This window comes from Nocardia alba NBRC 108234 (assembly GCF_001612665.1).
GTDB lineage: Bacteria > Actinomycetota > Actinomycetes > Mycobacteriales > Mycobacteriaceae > Nocardia > Nocardia alba.
Genome location: NZ_BDAX01000012.1, coordinates 14,982 through 40,325 on the forward strand (window position 1 = coordinate 14,982; position 25,344 = coordinate 40,325).

Annotated in this window: 29 protein-coding genes; 13 read left to right on the forward strand and 16 right to left on the reverse strand. The window is 67.5% G+C overall.

Annotated elements, in window-relative coordinates; genetic code table 11:
- Positions 1-360: 360 nt before the first annotated feature.
- Positions 361-1,179, reverse strand: coding sequence for an alpha/beta fold hydrolase (locus tag NA12_RS14075; protein ID WP_067449933.1), 819 nt, complete (start codon positions 1,177-1,179; stop codon positions 361-363).
- Between the two features lie 125 nt (positions 1,180-1,304).
- Between NA12_RS14075 and NA12_RS14080 the strand changes: the two genes are divergently transcribed.
- The 4 genes from NA12_RS14080 to NA12_RS14090 all read left to right on the forward strand — a co-directional run bounded on the left by NA12_RS14080 (position 1,305) and on the right by NA12_RS14090 (position 4,495).
- The gene (locus NA12_RS14080; RefSeq protein WP_067449935.1) at positions 1,305-2,039 is read left to right on the forward strand and encodes an SDR family NAD(P)-dependent oxidoreductase; all 735 of its coding nucleotides are present in this window, start codon (positions 1,305-1,307) and stop codon (positions 2,037-2,039) included.
- Between the two features lie 310 nt (positions 2,040-2,349).
- Positions 2,350-2,769: an MscL family protein gene (locus tag NA12_RS14085; RefSeq protein ID WP_243654831.1), complete on the forward strand. Its 420-nt coding sequence runs from the start codon at positions 2,350-2,352 to the stop codon at positions 2,767-2,769.
- A gap of 107 nt (positions 2,770-2,876) precedes the next feature.
- Positions 2,877-3,017 (forward strand): hypothetical protein, encoded by a 141-nt coding sequence (locus tag NA12_RS33655; RefSeq protein WP_157106393.1) that lies wholly within the window; start codon positions 2,877-2,879, stop codon positions 3,015-3,017.
- Positions 3,014-4,495, forward strand: a complete 1,482-nt coding sequence (locus tag NA12_RS14090) for a DHA2 family efflux MFS transporter permease subunit (RefSeq protein ID WP_084472755.1) — start codon at positions 3,014-3,016, stop codon at positions 4,493-4,495. The genes NA12_RS33655 and NA12_RS14090 overlap by 4 nt, the downstream gene beginning before the upstream one ends.
- 102 nt (positions 4,496-4,597) lie before the next feature.
- Here the strand turns inward: NA12_RS14090 and NA12_RS14095 are convergent, their stop codons facing one another.
- Entirely contained in the window at positions 4,598-5,800 is a 1,203-nt protein-coding gene (locus NA12_RS14095; RefSeq protein WP_067450422.1) for a L,D-transpeptidase, read from the reverse strand.
- A gap of 105 nt (positions 5,801-5,905) precedes the next feature.
- On the reverse strand, positions 5,906-6,394 hold the full coding sequence (locus NA12_RS14100; RefSeq protein ID WP_067449939.1) for a DUF2505 domain-containing protein: 489 nt from the start codon (positions 6,392-6,394) through the stop codon (positions 5,906-5,908).
- 58 nt (positions 6,395-6,452) lie between these two features.
- On the opposite strand from NA12_RS14100, the gene NA12_RS14105 reads away from it, so the two are divergent.
- From NA12_RS14105 to NA12_RS14115, 3 genes are all read left to right on the forward strand, one after another.
- Positions 6,453-7,529, forward strand: coding sequence for a UDP-N-acetylmuramate dehydrogenase (locus NA12_RS14105; protein WP_371855995.1), 1,077 nt, complete (start codon positions 6,453-6,455; stop codon positions 7,527-7,529).
- A gap of 64 nt (positions 7,530-7,593) precedes the next feature.
- Positions 7,594-8,121 (forward strand): DUF2505 domain-containing protein, encoded by a 528-nt coding sequence (locus NA12_RS14110; protein WP_067449941.1) that lies wholly within the window; start codon positions 7,594-7,596, stop codon positions 8,119-8,121.
- Between the two features lie 23 nt (positions 8,122-8,144).
- On the forward strand, positions 8,145-8,963 hold the full coding sequence (locus tag NA12_RS14115) for a methylase (RefSeq protein WP_067449943.1): 819 nt from the start codon (positions 8,145-8,147) through the stop codon (positions 8,961-8,963).
- On the opposite strand, the gene NA12_RS14120 is transcribed toward NA12_RS14115, so the two are convergent.
- Positions 8,928-9,536, reverse strand: coding sequence for a type IV toxin-antitoxin system AbiEi family antitoxin (locus tag NA12_RS14120; RefSeq protein WP_067449945.1), 609 nt, complete (start codon positions 9,534-9,536; stop codon positions 8,928-8,930). The two genes, NA12_RS14115 and NA12_RS14120, sit on opposite strands and share 36 nt — an antisense overlap.
- A gap of 106 nt (positions 9,537-9,642) precedes the next feature.
- Between NA12_RS14120 and NA12_RS14125 the strand changes: the two genes are divergently transcribed.
- Positions 9,643-10,377, forward strand: a complete 735-nt coding sequence (locus NA12_RS14125) for an LmeA family phospholipid-binding protein (RefSeq protein ID WP_067449947.1) — start codon at positions 9,643-9,645, stop codon at positions 10,375-10,377.
- Between the two features lie 20 nt (positions 10,378-10,397).
- Here NA12_RS14125 and deoC read toward each other — a convergent pair whose 3' ends face one another.
- The gene (gene deoC / locus NA12_RS14130; RefSeq protein ID WP_067449949.1) at positions 10,398-11,063 is read right to left on the reverse strand and encodes a deoxyribose-phosphate aldolase; all 666 of its coding nucleotides are present in this window, start codon (positions 11,061-11,063) and stop codon (positions 10,398-10,400) included.
- Positions 11,064-11,155: 92 nt separating this feature from the next.
- Here deoC and NA12_RS14135 point away from each other — a divergent pair, with 92 nt between their 5' ends.
- On the forward strand, positions 11,156-11,683 hold the full coding sequence (locus tag NA12_RS14135) for a GNAT family N-acetyltransferase (protein ID WP_067449952.1): 528 nt from the start codon (positions 11,156-11,158) through the stop codon (positions 11,681-11,683).
- A 1-nt stretch (position 11,684) separates the two neighbouring features.
- Here the strand turns inward: NA12_RS14135 and purU are convergent, their stop codons facing one another.
- From purU to NA12_RS14165, 6 genes are all read right to left on the reverse strand, one after another.
- Positions 11,685-12,575: a formyltetrahydrofolate deformylase gene (gene purU, locus NA12_RS14140; RefSeq protein WP_067449955.1), complete on the reverse strand. Its 891-nt coding sequence runs from the start codon at positions 12,573-12,575 to the stop codon at positions 11,685-11,687.
- A 20-nt stretch (positions 12,576-12,595) separates the two neighbouring features.
- Positions 12,596-13,648 carry an alpha/beta fold hydrolase gene (locus NA12_RS14145; RefSeq protein WP_067449958.1) on the reverse strand — a complete coding sequence of 351 codons (1,053 nt, stop codon included), beginning with the start codon at positions 13,646-13,648 and terminating at the stop codon, positions 12,596-12,598.
- 76 nt (positions 13,649-13,724) lie between these two features.
- The gene (locus tag NA12_RS14150; protein ID WP_056814570.1) at positions 13,725-14,015 is read right to left on the reverse strand and encodes a DUF2516 family protein; all 291 of its coding nucleotides are present in this window, start codon (positions 14,013-14,015) and stop codon (positions 13,725-13,727) included.
- An 80-nt stretch (positions 14,016-14,095) separates the two neighbouring features.
- Complete coding sequence (locus NA12_RS14155; RefSeq protein ID WP_067449961.1) at positions 14,096-14,761, reverse strand: heparin-binding hemagglutinin; 666 nt, start codon at positions 14,759-14,761, stop codon at positions 14,096-14,098.
- Positions 14,761-15,207 carry a helix-turn-helix domain-containing protein gene (locus NA12_RS14160; protein ID WP_067449964.1) on the reverse strand — a complete coding sequence of 149 codons (447 nt, stop codon included), beginning with the start codon at positions 15,205-15,207 and terminating at the stop codon, positions 14,761-14,763. Before NA12_RS14160 ends, NA12_RS14155 begins: the two co-directional genes overlap by 1 nt.
- A gap of 155 nt (positions 15,208-15,362) precedes the next feature.
- Positions 15,363-16,619, reverse strand: a complete 1,257-nt coding sequence (locus NA12_RS14165) for a DUF445 domain-containing protein (protein WP_067450428.1) — start codon at positions 16,617-16,619, stop codon at positions 15,363-15,365.
- Between the two features lie 326 nt (positions 16,620-16,945).
- On the opposite strand from NA12_RS14165, the gene NA12_RS14170 reads away from it, so the two are divergent.
- The 4 genes from NA12_RS14170 (at position 16,946) to NA12_RS14185 (ending at position 21,099) form a co-directional block, all read left to right on the forward strand.
- A complete protein-coding gene (locus NA12_RS14170) occupies positions 16,946-17,632 on the forward strand; it encodes a TetR/AcrR family transcriptional regulator (protein ID WP_084472759.1) in 687 nt (228 codons plus the stop codon).
- Positions 17,633-17,760: 128 nt separating this feature from the next.
- The gene (locus NA12_RS14175) at positions 17,761-19,191 is read left to right on the forward strand and encodes an ABC1 kinase family protein (protein WP_067450433.1); all 1,431 of its coding nucleotides are present in this window, start codon (positions 17,761-17,763) and stop codon (positions 19,189-19,191) included.
- 22 nt (positions 19,192-19,213) lie between these two features.
- The gene (locus NA12_RS14180) at positions 19,214-20,458 is read left to right on the forward strand and encodes a saccharopine dehydrogenase family protein (RefSeq protein ID WP_067449967.1); all 1,245 of its coding nucleotides are present in this window, start codon (positions 19,214-19,216) and stop codon (positions 20,456-20,458) included.
- Entirely contained in the window at positions 20,455-21,099 is a 645-nt protein-coding gene (locus NA12_RS14185) for a class I SAM-dependent methyltransferase (RefSeq protein ID WP_067449970.1), read from the forward strand. The genes NA12_RS14180 and NA12_RS14185 overlap by 4 nt, the downstream gene beginning before the upstream one ends.
- Here the strand turns inward: NA12_RS14185 and NA12_RS14190 are convergent.
- From NA12_RS14190 to NA12_RS14210, 5 genes are all read right to left on the reverse strand, one after another.
- Positions 21,085-21,648, reverse strand: a complete 564-nt coding sequence (locus NA12_RS14190) for a vitamin K epoxide reductase family protein (protein WP_371855996.1) — start codon at positions 21,646-21,648, stop codon at positions 21,085-21,087. The genes NA12_RS14185 and NA12_RS14190 overlap by 15 nt on opposite strands.
- Complete coding sequence (locus NA12_RS14195) at positions 21,648-22,409, reverse strand: DsbA family protein (protein ID WP_243654750.1); 762 nt, start codon at positions 22,407-22,409, stop codon at positions 21,648-21,650. The genes NA12_RS14190 and NA12_RS14195 overlap by 1 nt, the downstream gene beginning before the upstream one ends.
- 84 nt (positions 22,410-22,493) lie before the next feature.
- Complete coding sequence (locus NA12_RS14200) at positions 22,494-23,339, reverse strand: PPK2 family polyphosphate kinase (protein WP_067449979.1); 846 nt, start codon at positions 23,337-23,339, stop codon at positions 22,494-22,496.
- A gap of 53 nt (positions 23,340-23,392) precedes the next feature.
- Positions 23,393-24,124, reverse strand: coding sequence for a ZIP family metal transporter (locus tag NA12_RS14205; RefSeq protein WP_067449982.1), 732 nt, complete (start codon positions 24,122-24,124; stop codon positions 23,393-23,395).
- Positions 24,125-24,131: 7 nt separating this feature from the next.
- Complete coding sequence (locus NA12_RS14210; protein WP_243654751.1) at positions 24,132-25,319, reverse strand: AI-2E family transporter; 1,188 nt, start codon at positions 25,317-25,319, stop codon at positions 24,132-24,134.
- Positions 25,320-25,344: the final 25 nt, after the last annotated feature.

A 25,344-nucleotide genomic window follows, 5' to 3' on the forward strand; every position in this document is an offset into this window, starting at 1 on the left:
CCAACGGCATTACCGAACGCTACAGACGAATTCAACGAAAGTCTGTGACGATTCCCAGAAGATTTCACTGAAGTCTGGACATTGGATCCGATTGGTTGGAGATAACAATCACAGGCCGATCACATCAGCGTGGCAGACCAATCACACCGGCGATCTTACCTGCGCGGACATCGATCCTTCAGGTCACGACCAGAGCAGCTTCCACACATCTGCCGCCCGACACCAATAGAACCGACCGGACCTTTTCACCCGTGTCGTGAATTGCGAAATATGGCGCAACAAGTCTGCCAACTTATTCGCAGCACCGGAATCGGCGGCCGAGGCAGGCACCGAGCCGCCGAGACAGTGGGTTCGCCCAGCTCACTCCAGCGCGTCGATGAACTCGCTGACCTCGGCGACGAAGCGCGGCCGATCCTCGATGAACAGGCCGTGCTGAGCGCCTTCCCAGAAGGAACCACGCGCGTCAGGAACGTTGTCGAGGATGTACTGACCGTTGACCGCCGGGACCACCGGGTCATCGGCGCCGTGCAGCACCAGCACCGGAACATCAAGGGCCCGAAGGGTTTCGGTGTTGTCGACCGTGCGATAGAACAGCGCCTTGCGCACCGAGGGCGGGGTCGCGAGGCTGCCGCCGAACAACCGCTGCGCATCGACGCCCTTGTCCGCGCCGGGCCCGGTATTGGCATTGCCGAACACCGAGAACGCGCGCACAGCCCGTCCGGCGGCCTCGTCGAACACGCCAGGAATCGCCTTCTCCATCGACGGTCCGGGAGCCGCACCGGGCACATCGCGTCCGATATGGGCGGGCGCGCCGCAGTAGACCACACCGGCGACCGCCGCGGTGCCGTAGGTGGCGAGGTAGTCGGTGGCGACGATCCCGCCGTAGGACCAGCCCAGCAGCACCGCACCGGCGTCGATACCCTCGGCGGCCAGCACAGCGGCCACATCGCCCGCCCACGCCTTCGGGTCGTCGTACCCGGCGCCGGGATCGTCGGAATACCCGTGCCCACGCAGATCGACCGCGATCACCCGGTAGCGCTCGGCCAGCTCGTCCTCGGCCGCGCCCCAGCACCGCAGATTCCCGGCCCATCCGTGCAGCAGCACCAGCGGCCTACCCGCACCGCTCACCCGGTAGACGATCCTCGTTCCATCGGCGCTGACAGCATCGTGAATAGCCATATCGACAGGCTAACCGGACCGGCCGTATCGCGTCGCGTGCCCGCAGCGAAGACGGAGCTACCCCTAGCGTCACCGTGATCGCAGCCATGGCGGCAGCGATTCCGGGGCGCATAAGATCGGCAAACATGAGCATTCGCACCGCTGTCGTCACCGGAGCCAGCTCGGGAATCGGTGAAGCCACCGCCCGGGAACTGGCAAAGCAGGGTTACCACGTCTACGTCGGTGCCCGCCGGTTCGACCGGGTGCGGCGCCTCGCCGAGGAGATCGGCGGCACCGCCATCGAACTCGACGTCACTTCCGAAGCATCGGTATTGGCCTTCACCGAGGCCATCGACCACGTCGACGTGCTGGTCAACAACGCGGGCGGCGCGAAGGGCATGGCCCCGGTCATCGACGCCGACCTCGACGACTGGCGCTGGATGTGGGAGACCAACGTCGTCGGCACCCTGCGCGTCACCAAGGCGCTGTTGCCGAAGCTGATCGCGTCCGGCGACGGCCTGATCGTCACCATCACCTCCATCGCCGCCCTGCAGACCTACGACAACGGCTCCGGCTACACCTCCGCCAAGCACGCCCAGGCCGTGGCCCACCGCACGCTGCGCGGCGAACTGCTCGGCAAGCCGGTCCGCCTCACCGAGATCGCCCCCGGCGCCGTGGAGACCGAGTTCTCCCTGGTCCGCTTCGACGGCGACGCCGAACGCGCCGCCAAGGTCTACGAGGGCATCGACCCCCTGCATGCCCGAGACATCGCCGAAATCGTCGGCTTCGTCGCCACCCGACCACCCCATGTCAACCTCGACACCATCGTCGTCAAACCGCGTGACCAGGCAGGCCCCGGCTCCTTCGCTCGCCGCTCCTGACCCGCGTTTTCCCAGTTCCACACCACCGAACGTGAGACTCGCCACCCGGCTCGTCCGGCACTCGCCCCGTGCCGCGATGAGCCGGGTGGTCAATTCGCGTTCGGGACAGGCGAATCCGAGGTGTGCACCTTTCGAGTAGCGGGCGCGGCGGTGGGTATTGATACTGGGGACGGGCGGATGATTCGTTGCCGAAAATTCGCCGCAATATCCGAACTGGCATTAACATCGCCGTTTGCCGATAGCCAGCCTGAGGAGTAGTAGTTCAATGCTCGGTGTGAAGTCTGTTTTCAACGGGTTCAAAGATTTCCTGATGCGCGGGAACGTCATCGACCTCGCGGTCGCCGTCGTGATGGGTACCGCGTTCACCGCGGTGGTCACGGCGTTCAGCAAGGGGCTCATCAACCCGCTGCTCGCGGTGTTCGGCTCGACCAACGAGCTGGGTCTCGGTGTCCAGCTGATCGCGGGCAAACCGGCGACGTTCATCGCCTTCGGCCCGATCATCACCGCGTTCATCGACTTCTTCATGGTCGCCGCGGTCCTGTACTTCGTGCTGATGCTCCCGATGAAGTCGCTCAAGAACCGGTTCGGCACCTCCAAGGACGCCGAGCCCACCGAGACCGAATTGCTCATCGAGATCCGCGATCTGCTGGCCAAGCAGCACGGCCTGAGCACCGACGAGGCCGTCGCGCTGAGCAGGGCACGCGCCACCGAGTCCTCGGTCGAGGCGTAGGCGTCCGCGTTGGCGTGGAATCTTCCGGCTTGACCTCAACGACCGTTGAGGTAGGACCGTAGAGCGCAGCGGCGGCCGAGTGGCCGTCACCGACGAAGAGGAACGTCATGAGCGCCACGGTTATCCACGTCCCAAGCGTCATCGACCGGCTGCGGCTCGCGTTCGCCGGCACCTACGGCGGATTACGCGCTGCGCAACACCTGTGCCCGGTCGTCGCCGACCGCCTCGCCCAGCCGTACGGGAAGTGACCGCCGTGATCACCACCGTCGAACCGGCCACCAGTCGCACGCCGATGCGGATCGCCCTGGTCCTGGTGGTCGGCATGATCATGGCGACGCTCGATCAGACCATCGTGAATGTCGCCATCAACAAGCTGTCGATCGAATTCGACGCGAACCTGAGCACGATCCAGTGGGTCGCCACCGGCTACTCGCTGGCCCTCGGCGCTGTGGTGCCGACCTCGGCGTGGCTGGTCGGACGATTCGGCGCCAAGCGGCTGTACCTGACGGCGATCAGCTTGTTCGTGGTGGGCTCGGTGCTGGTCGGACTGTCGTGGAACATCGAGTCGCTGATCGCGTTTCGCCTGATTCAGGGCGCCAGCGGGGGGCTGTTGATGCCGGTGGCCATGACGATCCTGCTGCGCGCGGCCGGGCCCGAACGCCTCGGCCAGTTGATGAGCACGCTCGGCTTGGCCATTCTGGTCGGCCCGCTGCTGGGCCCGGTGATCGGCGGGTACCTGATCGACGAGGTGTCGTGGCGGTGGATGTTCTTCATCAATGTGCCGCTGGGCGCGCTGGTGCTGCTGCTGGCGGTGCGGGTGGTACCCGACGACGCACCGGAGCCGCCGCGCGCACTCGATGTCCGTGGACTGCTGCTGATGTCGCCTGGGCTGGCGCTGGTCATCTACGGCGTCACCGCCGCCGGCGAGAGCGCTGGATTCGCCACGCCCGCGGTGCTGGCGCCGCTGCTGGTGGGGATCGGCCTGATCGCCGCGTTCGTGCGCCGTTCACTGACCACCTCGGTGCCGCTGCTGGATCTGCGGGTGCTCGGCAACCGGACCACCGGCACCTCCGCCGTGCTGCTGGCGGTGTTCGCGAGCGGCTATTTCGGGTCGATGTTGCTGCTGCCGTTGTACTTCCAGGTGGCGCGCGGCGAGTCAGCGCTGGTGGCAGGCGCTTTGGGCATTCCGTTCGCCCTGGCATCGGGCGCGACGATGCAGGTGGCGGGCAGACTGATCGATCGGATTCCGCCCGGCAGGTACCTTCCCGTCTCGATCACGGTGGCGCTCACCGGGTTCACGCTGTTCGCGTTCCAGCTCGACGCGGATGCCCCGTACTGGGCGCTGTGCCTGACGATGGTGCTGATGGGCGCGGGCGGCGGCGGAACCTTGATGCCGGTGATGACCACGGCGACCCGGCCGCTGAGCCACGAGCAGCAGCCCGCCGGTTCGACGGTGCTGAACATGATCAGCACCACATCGATGGCGATCGGCACCGCGGTGACCTCGGTGACCCTGGGCGCGCTGCTCCCGGTGGCGGGCGGGCTCCAGGCACTGCACGCCATGACGACCGATCAACGGGCCGAACTCGCCCCGGCCCTGGCCGACGCGTTCCAGCACACCTACCTGATCGCACCCGTCATGATCGCGCTGGCACTCGTCCCCGCACTCCTGTTGCCGCGTTCCCGGAACGCCGGAGCGCTCGGGCGGGACCCTTCGGGCCCCTGAAGGGACTTACAAAAAGGCGCTCACGTGCTCGAGGTTGTCCCGGTGCCAGGAACGGTCGTGCCGTGGTGGTCGAATCGCCACCACGGCACGGTCGCGCGGTTGTTACTGGGTGGGCAGGGCGGACATGGACGTCCAGGTGGGCCAGTCCAGGGCCCAGTCGTAGACGTCGCCGTCGGACTGGGACAGCGCGATCGAGGTGCCGGTCACCTCCACCGGGTCGCCGTAGAGGGCGGTCGGGAAGTAGGCCTGGGCATCGTTGGGTGAGAGGTTGATGCAGCCGTTGGTGACGTTCGAGGAACCCTGCGCCGACAGCGATTCGGGATTGGCGTGGATGAATTCGCCGTTGTTGGAGATGCGGACGGCCCAGCGTTCGCGCACGTTGGTGTAGTACGGCGGGTTCGACATCATGAAGTCCTCGTACTTCTCGGTGACGATGTGCACGCCCGAGCGGGTCACGTTGCGTGCCTCGTTGCCCTCGCCGTAGGACACCGCGAAGTCGAAGACGGTGGCGCCGTCGCGCACGACCTGCATGCGGTGGCTCGGTGCGTTCGCGACGACGATCTGACTGCGGCCGATGGTGAAATCGGAGGTGACATCGGAGTCGCCGTAGGAGCCGCCGCCGAGGTCGACGCCGTAGAGCTTCGCGGCGACGTGCACGGTGGTGCCGGGGGTCCAGTAGTTCTTCGGACGCCAGTGCACCCGTGAGCCGTCGTCGTCGGGCAGCCAGGCCCATGACCCTTCGGTGCCCTGGTCGGTGGTGACAGTGAGCGCCTTCTCCACCGCCGCCTTGTTCGTGACCGGCCCCGCGAACTTCAGGATGATCGGCGCCGCGATCCCGACCTGCTGGCCGTCGCCGATATTGATCGTGGCCGGGATGGTCGCCTGGGGCTTGATCGTGGTGAAGGTGGCGTTGATCGGGATCGGCTTCGCGTCGGCGCCGACCGCCGTGCCCGCCCAGGTATAGGTCGCGCCGTAGCCGAGCGGTTCGGCAACCTTGTATGTCGTGCGGTCGGGGCTGAGCTGACCGATGATCTGCTTGCCGCTCGCGTTGGTGAGGGCGATCTGGTCGATCGTGCCGCGCGCGACCGTCACCGACACGGGTGCGACCGGATCGACATCGGTGGCTCCCGGGGTCGGCGCGATGGTGACCTGCGCGACCGGCGCCGCCGCCTGGGCTTTGTCGCCCGGACGGTCTTTCGCGCACCCGGTGAGCACGACCAGCACCGCCAGCAAGATCACCGCAACCACGGATCGACCGCGAGAAACGCCCGCTACACGCCCGCGCGCCGACGGACTACGCCGCACGGTTACCCGCGCGCGCAACAGTTCGGTTACCGAATGTTTGCTCACGCATCGAATGTACGCCGAGCCACCGACCTGTACCCCGTGAGCGCGGTCTCACCCAGACCACTACTGCCGGTTGAGCCATTCCTCGGTGAAGGTGGCCTCGTTGCCGAGGAGTTCGATCAGGCGCTCGGAGATGGCCGCCTCGATCTTCCCGCCGAACAGCGGGATCTTCACCTCGATGGTGCCGTTGACGGCGGTGGTGGAACCGGTGCCGCCGTCGGGCGCCATGGTCACCGTGCCGCGGACCACCGCGGGGGCGCCGTCGACGTGGGCTTCGAAGATGCCGCCGGTGCCGGTGTAGGTCTCGGTGCGCGGTATGACCAGGTCACCGGGGCGCACGGCGGTGATGGCGGGCGGAAGCTGGTCGGCGGGGATGGACTGCACCAGCTGGATTCGGATCTGGTCGCCCTCCACGGCGAAGGCGTCGAGCCGAGCTCCCGGACCGCCGACCTCGGCGATGCGGGCCTTCCAGTACTGCTCGTCGGAGTACGCGGCGCGCACCGCGTCGACGGAATGCGTATAGCCGGCAGTGAACGCCAGAGGTGTAGCCATGCTCGACACGGTACCGTCTGCGGACGTGCGTACAACACGGGTGGTGTCCTCCGATCAGCTGCGTGACCTGCTTGCCGATACCGGCGCGACGGTCCGCGATTCGGTGCGTTTGTCCGAATTGACGACGTTGCGGGTCGGCGGGCCCGCACTGGTCGCCGAATGCGCGAGCACCGAGGCCCTGGTGGCCACGGTGCGGGGCCTGGACGCGGCCGGTATCGCGGTGCTGCTGGTGGCGGGCGGGTCGAACCTGCTCATCGGCGACGCGGGCTTCGACGGCGTGGTGGTACGGGTCGCCACGACCGGCGTCGAACTGGGAACCGACGGCGTGGTGGCCGAGGCGGGCGCGAACTGGGACTCCGTTGTCGCCGCGACCGTAGCGGCCGGGTTGGGCGGGCTGGAGTGCCTGTCGGGCATTCCGGGATCGGCCGGTGCGACACCGGTGCAGAACGTCGGCGCGTACGGCGTCGAGGTGGCCTCGCTGTTGCGCCGGGTGCGCCTGCTCGGCCGGGAGACCGGGGACGTGCGCTGGGCCGAACCCGCCGAACTCGGCTTCGGGTACCGCACCAGCGTGCTCAAGCACAGCGACGACGCGGTGGTCCTCGCGGTGGACTTCGCCCTCGATCCGAGCGGGATGAGCGCGCCGTTGCGCTACGGCGAACTGGCGAAGGCGTTCGACGCGGGCGAGGGCGAGACCCGACCCGTCGAGCAGGTGCGCGCGCAGGTGCTTCGCCTGCGGGCGGGCAAGGGCATGGTCCTCGACCCGGCCGATCACGACACCTGGAGCGCCGGTTCGTTCTTCACCAACCCGGTCGTCACCGAGGAGCAGTTACCCCGGGTACTGGCCGCGATCGCCGCGCACGTCGGCGACGACGTGCGGGTACCCACCTATCCCGCGCCCGACGGCACCAAACTCTCGGCGGGCTGGCTCATCGAACGCGCCGGTTTCGCGAAGGGCTTCCCCGGTGAGACCGCCGCCGCGCGCCTGTCGACCAAGCACACACTGGCCCTGACCAACCGCGGCACCGCGACCGCGACCGACCTCGTCGCGCTGGCCCGCACCGTCCGCGCCGGCGTCGAAGAACGGTTCGGTGTGACGCTGGAACCGGAACCCGTGACGGTCGGCATCGATTTATAGGAACGAGCACAGACAACCCACCTCGTCCCTGCGCGCGCGCTCCAACCACGTAACGTGTGCTGCCATGGCACGCAGACTGGACTACTCGGCTCGCTACCCCCTGCACACCACCGAAGAGTTGTACGCAGCACTCCGGAGCAGGGACTACTGGGAAGCCCGCGTCGCCGAAATGCGCAAGTACGCCCCCAACAACGAAGTGGTGAGCCTCGACGTCACCGACGACGGCATCGACGTGGTCCTGCACCACACCCTGCCCCGCGAGATGCTGCCCGAGATCGCCCAGACCGTCATGCGCAAGGACATGGTGATCACCCGCAAGGAGAGCTGGGGCCCGTTCGACCACGACGAGACCGAGGGCAGGTTCTCCGCCTCGATTCCGGCCGGCCCCGGAAGCCTGACCGGCGACATTCGCCTGTTTCCCACCGAAACCGGCGCCACCATGCGCTTCTCCCCCACCGCCAAGGTGTTCATCCCCATGGTCGGCCCGCGCCTCGAGCAGTTGATGCTGGTGAATCTCGTCGACCTGTTCCGCGCCGAGCAGGAGGAAACCCTGCGCTACCTGGGCAACCGGACCGCCGACAAGCCGGTCTGAGAACCCCGGCGACCTCCACGCCCGTGGCCCCCAGCCGCAAGGCCCCGCCGCCCGTCGGCACCATCACCCGTGGCACCACCGGCGTCAACCGCCTGCGCCGCAGCGATCGCTGGCTCGTCCACGACGAACTCGTCAGCACGACCCTGCGCGAATCCACCACCCCCTTGGTGGTCGATCTCGGCTACGGCGCCGCACCGTGGACCACCTTCGAACTGGCGGCCCGCCTGCGCACCGTCCGCCCCGACCTCGAGGTGGTCGGTCTGGAGATCGACCCGGCCCGCGTCGTCGAACCCCGCGACGGTGTCCGCTTCGCCCGTGGCGGCTTCGAATTGGCGGGCCTGCGCCCGACCCTGGTCCGCGCGTTCAATGTCCTGCGCCAATACCCCGAGGACGCCGTCCCCGACGCGTGGTCGCGCATCCAGTCCAACCTTGCCCCCGACGGCCTGCTCGTCGACGGCACCTGCGACGAACTCGGCCGCCGCTGCGCCTGGGTCCTGCTCGACCGCCACCGCCCCCTCTCCCTGACGCTGGCCTGGGATCCGTTCACGGTGGACCGCCCCTCCGACATCGCCGAGCGGCTGCCGAAGGCGTTGATCCACCGCAATATTCCCGGCGAACGGGTCCACTCGCTGCTCACCGCCGCCGACCAGGCGTGGGAACGCTCGGCGGCCATGGCGCCGTACGGCCCCCGCGTTCGGTGGCGCGAGGCCGCGCGGATGGTGCGCGCCAACGGTTTTCCGCTGCGGATCTACCGCAGGCGAATGCGCGACTGTGTGCTGTCGGTGCCGTGGGAGGTCGTCGCCCCGTCAGACCCGGCTCAACGCTCGCCGCACCCGCGCTGACGCCCGCGGCGCCAATTGCTGCCCACCCCATCGGATCTCGTCGGTATCGCACCGGTGAATCGCCACCGCGTCGGCCACCACCTCGTCCAACGCCGACTGCGAGATCTCGGTCTCGGCCAGATCCAGGACGGTACGCACCGGCGTCGTCACCAGAAACGGCCCGGCCGACTCGACGTCGGCCGCACAGAGCTTGCGCCGGATCAGCACCAACCGCGGGGTCACGGGCGGGCGACCCGCCGATACCGACAGGTGCAGAAACCGTGGCTGTAACCTGCCGATCCCGTGCAGTTCCGCCGCACTCTGAAACGACACCGCTGCCGCGCCGTCGAACCACGCCGCCCACATCGCGTACTCGTCGAGCGGCCCCTCCCGCCACTGGCCCAGCCGCATCATCCCGACCCCGGCCCTGGTGACCGAACCGTCCCCCAGAGCCGCTCTGACCTGCGATTCGCAGCCGGTGCGCAACACCTGACGCGTGGTGAAGAAGCCCGCGTGCCGCCCGGCGAGCCGCCGCAGCACCCGCCACCGATGATCCGCTGTCCCCGCCACCCGGCGCGCGCCCTCGCCAGTCATGAGACCCAGATTACGCCCGGTTGCGTGCGCCAGGTCACATTTTACTGTGAAGGCTTTCACTACGTCCTCAGAGCAGACACAGAAAGATCGGGAAGAATCTGTTGCCATGACCACACAAAAGCCCTCTCGCCCCAGGATCGGTCGGCGCTCACTGGTGATCGCGTTGGCCGTGGTCGTCGCGCTGCTCGTGGCGGCCATCGGCGCAACCGAAGCCTATGCCAGGAACAAGATCTCGAGCTGCATCAGCGGCGCGTTCGAGCAGCAGATGGGCTCGAGCATCGACGTGGGTTTCGGCCCACGCCCGGTCCTGCTGTCGTATGTGGACGGCAAGGTCGGCACGCTCACTGTCGACAGTGAGGACAACAAGTTCGGCCCCGCTGTCGGGATGGTGGTGCACGCGAAATTCAACGACATCGAACTCGTCGACCGCGGCCGAGGCGGCGGCACCATCGAGAGCTCGACCGCCGACGTGACCTGGAACAACGAGGGCATCCAGGAGACCCTCGGCTCCATGGTCAGCGGCGTGCACTCCTCGGCGAGCACCGGGGTGCTGACCCTCGACGTACTCGGCGGCCTCGCGCAACTCGAGGTGCAGCCGATGATTCGCGACGGCAACATCACGGTGGAGACGAAGTCGGCGCAGATTCTGGGTATCGGCCTGCCCACCGACCTCGTGCAGGACATCGTCGATACCTTCACCAAGAGCTTGCAGAGCTATCCGCTCGGCCTGCACGCGCAGGAGGTCAAGGTCACCGATGACGGTGTGACCGTGCACCTTTCCGGCGGCAAGACCGCACTCGAGAGCGCCCCGGCCGGTCAGCAGTCCGAGTTCAACTGCTGATCGGACGGTGGTTTCCCCGGCTAGTCGGGAAACCCGTCGAGGACCGCGGCCGATTTCGACAACCCGAGCCGGGTCGCGCCGGCCGCGATCATCGCGGCGGCGTCCTCGGCGGTGCGGATTCCGCCACTGGCCTTCACGCCGAGTCGGCCACCGACGGTCTCGGCCATCAACCGCACCGCGTGCGCACTCGCACCGCCCGCGGGATGAAAACCGGTGGAGGTCTTCACGAAATCGGCGCCGGCCTGCTCGGCCGCCCGGCACGCGCCCACGATCGCCGCGTCGGTGAGTGCGGCCGATTCGACGATCACCTTGAGTACGGCCCGATCCCGGGTCGCCTCGCGCACGGTGATGATGTCGGCGAGCACAGCGTTGAAATCACCGGCCAGCGCGGCGCCGACGTCGATCACCATGTCCACCTCGGCGGCGCCCTGATCCACGGCCAGCCGCGCCTCCGCGCCCTTCACCAGCGAATGATGTTTGCCGGAAGGGAAACCGGCGACCGTGGCCACCACCAGCCCCGGCGCCCGCACCGGCAGCATCGAGGGCGAGAGGCAGATCGCGTACACCCCCAGCTTGCGCGCCTCGACGATCAGCGCGTCGACGTCGGCCGGGGACGCTTGCGGGGCGAGCAGGGTGTGGTCGATCATGTCGGCCACGGCGGCCCGGGTCAGCGGCGCGGGAGTCATTTTCCGAGCATCGCACACCCACGCCGGAGTCCGGCACATCGGGCACGGCACATCATTGCGCTCGCGTACCCGAATCCTGGAGACTTAACCCTGTGCTGATCCGTCGCGAAACCTCAGCGGACGCCCCGGCGATCGCCGCGATCCACCGCGCCGCCTTCGCCCCGCAGTACGCGGGTGATCCGGCCGTCACCGAACCACCCGAATCCGCCCTGGTCGAGACGCTGCGCACCGACGAGTCGTGGATGCCGACCCTGTCGTTGGTCGCCCTCGAATACGACACCGTCGTGGGCCACATCTGTCTCACCAGAGCCGGTATCGGCCCGTTCCCGGTGCTCGCGCTCGGTCCGCTCGGCATCGATCCGCAGCGGCAGAAGTCCGGTTTCGGCTCGGCACTGGTCCACGCCGCGCTCGGCGCCGCCGACGCACTCGACGAATCGGTCGTCGGCCTGGTCGGCGATCCCGACTACTACTGCCGCTTCGGCTTCGTCCCCGGCGCGCGCCTCGGCATCGTGCCCGACGAGGCAGAGTGGGCGCCGTACTTCCAGGTCCGCCCGCTCACGGCCTACGATTCCGCCGTCACCGGCGAATTCCGTTATCCCGCACCGTTCTACGACCTGTAGGTCACTCGAACACGACCGTGCGCCGACCGTGCACGAGCACCCGACCCTCCAGGTGCCAGCGCAGCCCGCGCGCGAGCACCACCCGCTCGATGTCGCGCCCTTGCCTGACCATGTCGCGCGCATCGTCGGCGTGGTCGACCCGGATCACGTCCTGCTCGATGATGGGCCCCGCGTCCAGCTCGGCGGTGACGTAGTGGCAGGTCGCCCCGATGAGCTTCACCCCCCGCGCGTACGCCTGGTGATAGGGCCGTGCGCCGACGAACGAGGGCAGGAAGCTGTGGTGGATATTGAGCGCGCGCCCGGCCCAGTGCTCGCACAGCCGCGCGGGGAGCACCTGCATGAACCGGGCGAGCACCACGGCGTGCGGATCGTGGGAGTCGACGAGTTCGCGCACCTGATCGAAGGCAGGACCCCGCTCGGCCGGGTCCTTCGGGAACGGCACGTGGTGGAACTTCACCCCGTGCGCCTCGGTCATGCCCGCCAGGTCGGGATGGTTGCCGATCACGGCCTCGATGGTCGCGGGCAACTCACCGGCCTGCGCGCGGCCGAGCAGGTCGTGCAGGCAGTGCCCGTCCTTGCTCACCAGTAGCACCGCGCGCCGCGGCGCACCGGAATCGTGCAGCTGCCACTCGGTCCCGGGACCGAACTCGGCGGCCACCTCGGCGAAGCGCGTGCGCAGCTCGTCGATCGAGAACGGCACCGTCGCGGCCTGCACGGCCTGACGGGTGAAGAACCAGCCGATGTCACCGTCGGAGTGGTACCCGGCCTCGGAGATCGAGCCGCCGAATTCGGCGATGAACGAGGAGATCCGGGCGATGACGCCCGGCCGGTCCGGGCACCCGAGGGTCAGCACGAACCGACGGTCGTCCGAGGTCACAGCGGTAGAACTCATCCGCCGATTCTCGCAGGCGGTCAGGCCAGGGCGCGCACGGGCTCACGGACCGAGGCGAGTACCTCGGCCACTTCGGCGTTGAAGAGGTCGAAGCGCTCGACATTGCCGAGATGTCCGGTCGGCAGCACCTTGAACCCGGCGAGCGTGCCCGCGTCCTGGAGCAGCGCGGCCAGGCGCTCGGCGTGGATCGCGGGGGTCATGTCGTCGCGGTCGCCCGCGAGCACGGTGGTCGGGACCGAGAAGTTCTTCGCGTCATCGCCAAGATGCAGCTGGGTGAGCAGGAACCCGTAGCGCGAGCGCGTCATCATCGGACAGCCGCGGACCACCGACAGGGCGTAGTCCAGCTTCTCGCGTGAGGTATCGAGGGTCATCACCTGGCGGGCGAAGATCCAGCGCACCGGTTTGATCGGCGGGAACACCACGGGGGTGCCGAGGATGAGCCTGCCGAGCCAGTCCGGCGTCGGCATCGAACGGCCGCCGAGAATGCGCAGCGGGATGTTCAGACCGGGAACCATGGTCGACACCTCGACCAGCGAGTGCGCGCCGGTATTGGTGAGGATCACCGCGTCGGCCTGTTCGGCGACCCGCTCGGGGTAGCGGCCCGCCCAGGCGATGAGCGTCATTCCGCCCATGCTGTGCCCGGCCAGTACCGCGCGCTGCCCGGGCAGCAGCACCGCGTCGAGCACGTCGCACAGGTCGTCGGCGAGCAGGTTCGTGCTCGGGCGGGCGTAGCCGTTGGTGCTCTCGCCGTGGCCGCGCTGGTCGTAGGCGACCACGCGGTACTCGCCGGCGAAGGCGTTGATCTGGGCGTTCCAGTATTCGAGCGAACACGTCCAGCCGTGGGCGAACACGATGACGGGCGCGTCGACCGGACCGTAGGCGTGCACCCGCAGGCGGGCGCCGTCGGCGGTGACGACCGGGATCACCTCGTGCGGCATCCGCGGCGGATCGAAGGCCGCGATCCCGTGCGTCCGGGTCCGCAGGTCCGCCCGGTGGGCGGCGAGGGTGGTCTGGACCGTGGTGGATACCCGGTCGGCCAGGTTCACCAGAGCCGTCGGCAACTTTGCGCGCATCGGCACACTCCTTTGTGTTACTGATAGATACAGTAACACCGCGTACCACTCACCCGCGAGCCCTTCCGGGCAGCATTCACCAGCGCGGGCCGCGCTGCACCTCGTCGACCTTCGGGCGCACATCGGCCAGGTACACCCCGGTCGCGATGATCGCGATGAACGACAGCATCCCCAACCCACCGATGCCGATCAGCAGAAACACCAGCGCACCGCCGAGAATCGCCAACCAGATGGGCTTGGTCATCTTGTCGACGGCGGTGAAGGCATCCGACCGCTGCCGCACCGCGTGAATGAGCGCGAACACCGTCGCGCCGAAGGCGCCGATCCACAGGATCAGCAGAATCAGCGAGGTCATCCCATTCACCATGTTCACAACCCCCATCATACGAACAGCGGCCCCGCACACACCTGGTGTGCGGGGCCGCTGTCAGCGGTGCTGCGCGAAGGCTAGACAGTCTTCGGCGCGGCGGCCTTCTTGGCCGGAGCCTTCTTGGCCGGAGCCTTCTTGGCGGCGGGAGCCGCGGGAGCCTTGGCCGGAGCCGGCTCGGTGGTGACCGCGACAACCTCGGCCTCGACCACGGCGTCGACCTCTTCGGCCACGACCTCGGCAACAGCCTGAGCCTCGGCCTTGGTGCGGCCGAGCAGGTCGTTGACCTTGGTCAGGGCGTCCTCGGCACGCGCGGAGGCGTCCTTGTAGAGGGTCTCGACGCGACCGATCTGCTCGTCGACGGCCTGGTTGGCACGCAGCCGGTCGACGGTCTCCTCGCCGCGAACCGCGAGATCGGCGTAGATGTCGAGCGCCTGGCGGTAGTACTGCTCGGCCAGCTTGCGCAGCTCTTCGGGGGTGAACTTCTCGCGCAGCTCGGCGAGGTCCTCCGGCAGCTCCGACGGCAGGCCGGAGATGCGGTCACGCAGGGTGTCGAACTGGGCCTGCACATCGGCGGGCACGTTCGCGATGCGCTCGCGGGCCTCTTCGACACGGGCCTTGGCATCGGTGCCGACAACGCGGCCACGGACGTCGGCGACAACGTCGTTCACGGCGGCGTAGATGGCGTCACCGGCGCCGACGGTGGCGAACAGCGGCTTGGTCACAGTGGCGGTCTTCTCGGTCATCAGTCTTCATTCTCCTGGTGTGGCGGAGTGTCAGTTGTCGTGAACGAAACGCCAGTGTCTCGTCCGTTCCCCCCTGAGCCGGCTTCTTCCCCGTTTTCCCGGCGAAACGACTCATAGATTTCCAGCAACACCTGTTTCTGCCGCTCGGACACCGAGGTGTCGGCCAGCAGGGCGTCACGGACCGGGCTGTGCGGGCGCTGTTCGAGAAATCCGGCCCGCACATACAACACCTCCGAGGAAACCCGCAGTGCCTTGGCGATCTGCGCGAGTACTTCGGCGGAGGGATTACGCAATCCACGTTCGATTTGACTCAGGTACGGATTACTTACCCCCGCCAGAGCGGCGAGCTGACGCAGAGACACCTGCGCGCCTTCGCGCTGGGCCCTGATGAAACCTCCGATGTCTTGAGCCGCGTGCGCTACACGACTCTCGGGTTGGTCTGTCATCGCTCACCTTCTGGCGTTGTAAGGCCAATACTAGAACAGGGTGCTAGCTATTGCAAGCACTACAGTTAGCACTCGGTCGGACAATCATGATTCAGCCCGGCTACCGGGCACTCGCCCCAGGTCGACAGACCGCACTCGACCCGTCGACGGGCAGCTCAGTGGAACAGCAGCTGCGAGATCGTGTAGATGGCCAGGCCTGCGAGCGAGCCGACGACCGTGCCGTTGATCCGGATGAATTGCAGATCCCGGCCCACCTGCAATTCGATCTTCTTGCTCGCCTCGTCGGCATCCCAGCGCGCCACCGTTTCGGTCACCAATGTGGTGATCTCCGCGGAGTAGTTGCCGACCAGATAGCGCGCCCCGCGATCTATCCACCCGTCCACTTTGCCACGCATCTCCGGGTCGTCACGCAGGCGCTCGCCGAGCTGCTGCACATTTTCCGACACCTTGCGCCGAAGCGTGGAATTCGGGTCGTCGGCCGACTCCAAGATCAACCGTTTCGCCGCCCGCCAGGTGGCCTCGGCCATTCCGGTGATCTGCTCGCGGCCCATGATCTCGGCCTTGACCTTCTCTGCCTTCGCGATCATCGCGTCGTCGTGTTGCAGGTCCTCGGCGAAATCCTGGAGAAAGCGATCGGCGGCACGGCGCAATTCATGATCGGGATCGGAGCGCACTTTCCAGGTGAACTCGACGAGTTCTCGATAGATGCGCTCGGACAGCAATGTATTGACGAATTTCGGCGCCCACTGCGGCGCGTCCCGCAGCACGATCCGGTCGATCGTGTCCTGCGAGCCCAGCGCCCACTGATGCGCGCGCTCGGCCAGCAGATCGATCAGCGGCCGCTGCCGGTTGTCGGCGATCATCTCCGAGAGCACCCGGCCCAGCGGCGGCCCCCAGAGCGGTTCGGCGATCCGCTTGACGATGGTGTTGTCGATGATCTGCTCGACGTCCTCGTCGCGCAGGGTGTTGACCACCGCGGTCAGGATCGTCGCGCTCTCCTTCGCCACCCGGGCCGCGTGGGCCGGATCGGCCATCCACCGGCCGACGCGCAGCGAGATCTGCGCGGCGTCCAGCCGGGCCGAGACCACATCGGGGGCGAGGAAGTTGGTGCCGACGAAGGCGCCGAGGCTCTCGCCGAGCTGGTCCTTCTTCTTGCGGATGATCGCGGTGTGCGGGATCGGCAGACCCAGCGGGTGCTTGAAGAGCGCGGTGACCGCGAACCAGTCGGCCAGTGCGCCGACCATGCCCGCCTCCGAGGCCGCGCGGACATAGCCCACCCATTCCCCGCCGCCGCCCCGCGATTCGAGCCAGCGGCACAGCAGGTAGATCACACTGGCCACCACCAGGAAGCTGGTCGCCAACGCCTTCATCTTGAACAGGTCACGTTTCTTGCCCGCCTCGTCGGTCATCATCGCGAAGCCGGCGGGCTCGGTGCGCGGCGTGAGAACCGCCGTGTTGCCGGGAGATTTCTCCATAGCCCCCATTCTGCTGTGCGCGCGGCGAGTACGCCGCCGCCAACCCCCTGTGGCGTTGGGCGAGGACCCGGCGAACCGCGCGGTTTGTCGTACGCGCGCGTAAGCATCGAGCTGTGGTAAATGCCGCAACGTGGACCAAAGGAGCGCCACCCCACACCCACGCGCCTAAGCTGTTGACTAAAGACGCCAACATCGATCACAAGGGGGCTGTTCTGTCCACCGAAGACCTTGTCGAGATCGGCGAGCAGTCGAGCCGAGCAGCAGTGCGCGGCGGCGGCCAGGCCGACGGCCGGAAACGTCGGTGGCGACAGCACAAGATCGACCGCCGCGAGGAGCTGGTCGACGGCACGCTCAACGCCATCCGCACGCGGGGCAGCCAGGCGGGCATGGACGAGATCGCCACCGAGATCGGCGTGTCCAAGACCGTCCTCTACCGCTACTTCGCGGACAAGAACGACCTGGTCCACGCCACCATGCAGCGGTTCATCGAGACCACGCTGCTGCCCCGGGTGTACGGCGCGATCAGCCTCGATGCCGACGAATACCAGCTCGTGCGCGCCGCGATGACCGAATACGTCGGCACCGTCGACGACGACCCCGAGGTCTACCGGTTCATCATGAGCAATTCCGCGGGCGACAAATCCTCGCTCGCGGAGTTCGAGCGGCTGTTCGCCGAAGTGGTCACCACGGTGCTGGTCGAACGAGCCGGTGACAAGGGCGTGCGCACCGACGGCGCGCTGTTGTGGTCCTACGTGCTGGTCGGCGGCATCCAGCTGGCCACCCACTGGTGGACGACGACCGACAAGGCCATGCCCCGCCAGGACGTCATCGACTATCTGACGATGATGGCGTGGAGCGCGCTCGAGGGCATCGTCCGCGCAGGCGGCTCTCCGGCGTATTTCACCGCTCAGCCGCACCTCTTCCCCGAGGTTCCCCCGCAGCTGCCCTGACCAGCAGCTTCGTGCGCCGGCGGAGGCCGCGGTCTCGACAACGCCGCACGGTTGGCTACGCTGAACCCGGGCGGGACGCTGTGGCTTGCGTCACCGCCGAGCGCGTCGGCACCAACGGAGGTATCTCGATGGCGAAGAACGTGCCGACTTCCCGGCTTGCCCGCGGGACGAAGCTGGGGGCGGTCGCGGCGGGGTCGGTCATCCGCTCGAAGAAGACCAGGCTCTCGATGCGCGGGCGCTCGGAAGCCGTGCGGGCACGGATGGCCGAGGAGTCGATGATCCGCACCACCGAACAGGTGGTCATGGTGCTCGGCACCATGAAGGGCGTGGCCATGAAGCTGGGCCAGATGATGTCGGTGCTCGATCTGGATCTGGTGCCGGAGGACCATCGCGAGCGGTTCCAGCAGCGCCTGGCCGTGCTGCGCAATGCGGCCCCGACGGTGCCCTTCGAGTCCATGCGCGCGGTGGTCGAGCAGGATTTCGGCGCCCCGCTGACCGAGATCTTCGCCGAATTCGATCCGGAACCGATCGCCGCCGCCTCGATCGGCCAGGTCTATCGGGCCACGCTGCACGACGGTCGGGCCGTGGCGGTGAAGGTCCAATATCCGGGGGTCGACGCCGCCGTGCGCGCGGACCTGAAAAACCTCACCATGTTCCGCCGGGTGCTGGCCTCGGCGATGCCGTGGATCACCCCCGCGGTGCTCGACGAGCTGAAACTGAACATGGAGAGCGAGCTCGACTACCGGGCCGAAGCCGCCACACAGGCCGAGATCGCGCACCTGTACCGCGAACATCCGTTCATCGTGGTGCCCTCCTCGGTGCCGGAGCTGTCGACCACCCGCGTGCTGGTGAGCGAGTTCGTCGACGGCGACGGTTTCGACGAGATCCGGAAGATGCCCGCCGCCGTGCGTGATCGGGTCGGCGAGATCATCTACCGCTTCTACGTCGGCTCGCTGTTCAACTTCAACGAGTTCTGCGGCGACCCACATCCGGGCAATGTGCTGCTCGCCCGTGACGGCCGGGTCGCCTTCCTCGATTTCGGGCTGTTCAACCGGATGGACGCCAAGCTGGTCGGCTTCGAGATCCAGTGCCTGCGCGCGGCCGCCGAGGATCGCGCGCAAGACCTGCGGCAGTTGATGATCGATCGTGGCGTGATCGATTCACCCGAGGAGATCGGCGCCGAGGAGTGTCTCGAATACGTACTCTCCGCCTCTGAGTGGTGCCTGGTCGACGAGGAACTCACCATCACCCCGGAACTGGCCAGCGGCGCGTTCCTGCTCGCCGTCGACCCGAGGGCCAGCGAATTCACCGGCATGAAGCAGCAGAATCTGCCGCCCGAACATCTGTTCTCGCGCCGCGCCGACTTCCTCACCTTCGGCATGCTCGGCCAGCTCGACAGCACCAACAACTGGCATCTGATCGCCAGGGAATGGCTCTACGGCGATGCGCCGATCACCGAACTCGGTCTGGCTCACCGTGATTGGCTCGCCACCCACCCACCGAAACCGGTGAAGAAGACTCGTGCTCGCAAGGCGAGCGCACCAGCCACCAAGCCCTGAACCACCTTTCGAAAGGCGCGTTATGCCGCAGCCCCGCGAATTCGACCTGATCCTCTTCGGCGCGACAGGTTTCGTCGGCAAACTCACCGCCGAATACCTGCTCACCGCGGCCCCGGCCGACGCCAAGATCGCCCTGGCGGGCCGCTCGGCGAGCAAGCTGGCCGCCACCCGTGCCGAACTCGGGCCCGCCGCCGCGTCCTGGGAACTCGTCGTCGCCGATTCCAGCGATCCCGCGGCGCTGGCCGCGATGGCCGAGCGCACCAAGGTCGTGGTCACCACCGTCGGCCCGTATCTGCGCTACGGCCTGCCACTGCTCGGCGCGTGCGCCGCGGCGGGCACCCACTACGCCGACCTCACGGGCGAGCCGCTGTTCATCCACGACGCCATCGAGAACTACGAGCAGACCGCGATCGACTCGGGCGCCAAGATCGTGAATTCCTGTGGCTACGACTCGATTCCGTCGGATCTGAGCGTGTACGAGATCTACCGCGCCACGATCGCCGACGACACCGGCGAGCTGGAGGACACCACCCTCGTCGCCTACCTCAAGGGCGGCATGAGCGGCGGCACCATCGACTCCGGCCGCGCCATGATGGAGGACATCGCGGCCGACTCCACCCGCGGCAAGATCCTGGCCCACCCGTATTCGCTGAGCCCGGACCGCAGTATGGAACCCGACGTCGGCCGCCAGTCCGATCAGACGTTGGCCCGCGCCGACACCATCGACGCCGGCCTGGACGGCTGGGTCACCACGTTCGTGATGGCCTCGCACAACACCAAGGTCGTGCGCCGCACCAACGGCCTGCTCGGCTGGACCTACGGCAAGCAGTTCCGCTACCGCGAGGTGATGAACGCGGGCACCTCGACCGCCGCGCCGCTGGTCGCCGCGGGCATCGCGGGCGGCCTCGTGGCGGGCATGGCCTCGGGCGCTGTCCTGTCGAGGGTTTCGTTCGGCCGCAAGCTGCTGGACCGCATCCTGCCCAAGCCCGGCACCGGCCCCGACGAGAAGGCCCGCCGCAGTGGGTGGTTCACCATGAAGACCTTCGCGCGCACCAGCTCCGGCGCCAAGTACCAGGCCACCTTCTCCGGCACCGGCGATCCCGGCTACCAGGCCACCGCGGTGCTGCTCGGCCAGAGCGGTCTGAGCCTGGCCTTCGACACCCTGCCCGAACGCGCGGGCGTGCTCACCCCCGCGTCCGCGATGGGCGAGGCGCTCACCGCGCGGCTGCGCGAGGCAGGCATGACCATCGAGGTCGCGCGCAAGTGAATCTCGCCCGCAAGACGATGAACGCCCCGGCGCTGGCGGCGGTGTACGAGCGAGCGTGGCGACCCACGCTGTTCTACCTCGCCAGCGGCCGGACCACCGGTACCGACCGCCACGACGCGGTCAGTGCCCTGCGCCTGAGCGGCCCTATGAAGGTGCTCGATGTGGCCTGCGGCCCGGGCAATTTCACCCGTTACCTCAGCGGGTACCTGACCAAGGGCGGCTTCGTCACCGGCGTGGACTATTCGGCGCCGATGCTGGCCAAGGCCGCCGCCGACAACGCGAGCCCCCGGGTCGGCTACGCCCGCGGCGACGCCAGAACTCTGCCCTTCGCCGACGGGACCTTCGACGCCGTCTGCTGTTTCGGCGCCCTCTATCTGATCCCCGATCCGCTGGTCGCCACCCGCGAGATGATCCGTGTCCTCGCCCCCGGTGGCCGCATCGCGATCAGTACCAGCTACGTCGAGGACAACCTCTTCGGCTCGGCGAGCAGCCTGGCCGCGAGCCTGAGCGGCCTGCGCCTGTTCGACCGTGACATCTTCCCGAAGCTGTTCGACCGAGCGGGCCTCACCGAAATAGACCAGCGCGTCCACCGTTTCATGCAGTACGTGGACGCCACCAAGCCGCGGTCAGACCAGGCTTAGCCAGTAGTCCTGGAACTTCAGGAACACCAGCAGCAGCACCACCGCGTAGAACACCACGACCAGGGTCCAACGCCATTCGGCGAGGATCCCCATCGCCCCCCGCGACCGACCCCACACCTCCTGTGTGGTCACCGCGAACAGCACCGGCACCGCCACCCACACCACCATGCAGTACGGGCACAGCGCGTTGATCCGGTACAGGCTCTGGAAGATCAGCCAGCACAGCCCGGCGATGCCGAGCACGGTGCCGATCCACAGCCCACCCCAGATCCAGCGCGGGAAACCGATGCCGACCACCGACAGCACGGCCAGCGTCACCACCACCGAGAACCCGACGACGCCGATCAGCGGGTTGGGGAATCCGAAGACCGCGGCCTGGTCGGTCTTCATGATCGACCCGCACGAGAGCACCGAGTTGATGCTGCACGAGGTCACGTAGTTCGGATCGACGAACAGCTTGAACCGTTCGACGGTGAGCGTGAACGACGCCAGCCAGCCCGCCAGCCCGGCGATCAGCAGCAGCCAGGCCGAGCGGGCGGGGGCGGTGATCACTTCGCCGCGTCAGCGATCACGGCGGCCAGGCCGTTCTCGGTGAAGATCGCGTCGGTCTGGTTCAGCTGGCCGTTGATGTACACCGACGGCGTCGACTTCACGCCGCTTTGCAGCGTGGTCTGGGTGATCTGCTGGATGTAGTCGTTGTACGGCTTGTCGTTGATGCAGGTCGCCACGGCGGGATCGGTGTATCCGGCGCCGACGGCGATCGCGATGAGTTCGTCGTTGCTCAGGCCCGCGCCGCCCTCGGCGGGCTGCTTCTCGAACATGGTCTGCAACCAGGACTGGTACTTGGTGGTGTCGGACTTCGCCACGCAGAACGACGCGTTGGCCGCGCGCGAGGAGTACTGGTTCGTCGAGGCCTTGTCGAGGAACGAGATGATCTGGTATTCGACGGAGGCGGTGCCGTCGGCGGCGGCCTTGGCCAGCGTCTCCCCGTTGGCGGCCTCGAACTGCTTGCAGGCCGGGCACTGCAGGTCGGCGACCACGCGCACCTTGACCTTGGCATCGGGGTTGCCGATCACGACCGTGCCGGTGTCGGTGACGGCCCCGCCCGTCGCGGGCAGCTGCGCGGCCGAGGTGGTCGACGATTCCTTGTCGGAGTCGGACTTGTTCACCGCGATGCCGATGCCGATGGCCGCGACCAGCGCGACCAGGACCGCGGCGACGCCGACCTGGATCGCGATCCTGCGCTTCTTGTCGGCCGCCTCGGCCGCCGCCAGCGGATTCCTGCCCGAGGGGCTCTTGCCCGTGCTCACCGTCGTCACACGCCTTTCGCTTGTTGGCTCCCCACCGGGAACATCATGCGGGCCGAACCTGAGAGTTTCCGCAATGCGCGTCGCTCAGGACTCGTCGAGTCTGCGCAGCTGCTCGGCGATGTCGAAGTCGGCCGGTGGCCAATCCAGTTCCAGCCGGGCCAGCGCCGCGATCAGCAACTCGGTGACCGCGAGGCGCGCGTACCACTTGTGATCGGCGGGCAGCACATACCAGGGCGCGTACTCGGTGTTGGTGCGGTCGAGAACAGCCTGGTACGCCTTCTGGTATTCGGGCCAGTAGGCGCGTTCGGTGATGTCGGACGGGTTGAACTTCCAGTATTTGTCCGGGCGCTCGAGCCGTTCGCGCAGTCGCCGCTTCTGCTCGTCGAGGGAGACGAACATGGCCACCTTCACGATGATGGTGCCCGCGTCGGAGATCTCCTTCTCGAACGCGTTGATCTGGTCGTAGCGCTGCTCCCACTCGGCCTGCGCCACGAGCTCGTGCACCCGGACCACCAGCACGTCCTCGTATTGGGAGCGGTCGAAGACGCCGATCTGACCGTGGGCGGGCAGTTTGTTGCGGATGCGCCACAGGAAGTCGTGCTGCTTCTCCGCCTCGGTCGGCACGCCGAACGACGCGTGATCGACGCCCTGCGGGTCGACCGAACCGATGACGTGGCGCACGATACCGCCCTTGCCCGCGGTGTCCATGCCCTGCAGGATCAGCAGCACGCTGCGCTTTCCCCCGGTGCGACCGTGCGCGAACAGCTTCTCCTGCAGCACCGAGAGCACCCTCGCCCGCTCGGCGAGCAGTTCCTTACCGAGGCGCTTGTCGCCGCTGAAGCCCGGCGTGCTTGCGGTGTCGAGATCAGCGACCCGCGCTCCGTCTGCGCGCAGCGCGATATCGGCCTGTTCGGTCCACTGTTTCGCCATTTCCCATGCCTACCACTAGTGGGTGGTTTTGCCGAGCATCCGGCGTGCTGAATTCAGTGGCTCATGGCGGCGACGACGAACATCGCCGCTACGCCGAGCAGGGTGCACAGCAGGGTCATCCGCGAGGGATGGCCCGCGTGGGCCTCGGGCAGGATGTCGGCGGTGGCGAGGTAGAGCAGGAACCCGGCGAAATAGCCCATGTAGAGTCCGATCCAGTTCTCGGGGACATGGATCAGGGTGCCGAGGACGGCGCCGACCACGGGCGCGATGGCGTCGAGACCCAGCAGGGTGAGCGCGCGTTTGCGGGCGCTGCCGTAGACGGTGGGAATGGTGAAAGTGTTGAAACCGTCGGCGAAGTCGTGGCAGATCACGGCGATCGCCACCGACATGCCGACCGCCGCGCCCGCCTGATAGCCGAGGCCGATACCGAAACCGTCGAGGGTGCTGTGGAAGATCAGACCGCCCGCCGCGAGCAGGCCCACGGACTCCAAACCGTGCTTGTGCGTACCGAATTCCTGCTCGTGGCCGCGATGGACGGCGACCGCGCGCTCGATCACGTGCAGGCTGAGGAAACCGAGTACCGCGGCGATCAATACATACGGGATGCCGCGGAACATGCCGTCGGACTGCTCGAGCGCCTCGGGGATCAGATCGAACGCGACCACCCCGAACATCACACCGGCGGCCAACCCGAGAACCAGGTGCTTGCGATCACCGATCCGCATGGCGACGAAACCGCCGAACAGCGTCGACAACATCGACACCAGGGACAACAGGATCGCCATGAGCTGCCTATTCGTCGGTGGATGCGGCTTCGGACTCGGCCTGCCTGCGCTTCTTCTTCCCCGGTGCCGCGTCGGCCTCTTCGGTGACTTCATAGCGCCGCACATACGCGCCCGCGAACCCCTGCAGCGTGGCAGTGACGGGGATCGCGAGCAGGGCACCGGTCGGCCCGAGTAGCGCGGCGCCCGCGATCACCGCCCCGAAGGCCACCGCCGGATGCATGTCCAGGGTGGTCGCGGTGATGCGCGGCTGCAGCACATAGTTCTCGAACTGCTGATAGGCGATGATGAACAACAGGATCCACAGCGCCGTGATCGGATCGTGCACCAGCGCGACGATCACCGGAAGCGCGCCGGCCAGATAGGTGCCGACAGTGGGGATGAACTGGGACACGACGCCGACCCACAGGGCAAGGGCGAACGCCGAGGGCACATCCAGCACCCGCAACGCCACGTAGTGCGCGATCGCCGAGCACAGCGCGAGCAGAGCGCGCGAATAGATGTAGCCGCCGGTCTTCTCGACCGCGATGTCCCAGGCCCGCAACACGTGCTTCTGCTGTCTCGGCGGCAGCAACGAACACACCCAGGTGCGAAAGCGCGGTCCGTCGGCCGCGAAATAGAACGTGAACAGCAGTACCCCGAGCAGCTGGAACAACGCGCCGACCGCGACAGTGCCGATGCCCCAGACGTTTCCGGCCAGACCCACCAGATACTTCTCGATCGTGGAACTCCACTCCGAGGCGTATCTGGTCAGGTCGTCGCCCGAAAGATTCTGATGGAAGGTCGAATTGACCCAGTCGACCAGATCCTGGGCATAGTCGGGAGCATTCGTCACCAGCATGGTCACCTGGTCGACCAGCAGCGCGCCCAGCGTCCAGACGAACGCGACGATCACCACCAGCACCACCAGGAACACCGCGCCGGTGCCCGCCCCACGCCGAACACCGCGCGCGGCAAGCCAATTCACCGCCGGTTCGATCGCGAAGGCCAGGAAGATCGATACCAGCAGCACCGTCAGCAGGCCCTGCAACTTGGCGAGCACCCAGAACGCCGAGATCAGACCCGCCACCGCGAGCACGATGTACAGCAGCGCCCGCGGCAGCCAGCGTGGTGGTGTCCGCACCGACCAGAAGGCGGGCAGCGCCCTCATGCCGACGGACTGTGCGGCGGGTTCAGCGGATTCGTCCTCGGCAACCACGGATGTCACGGTACCCAGGCCGCGC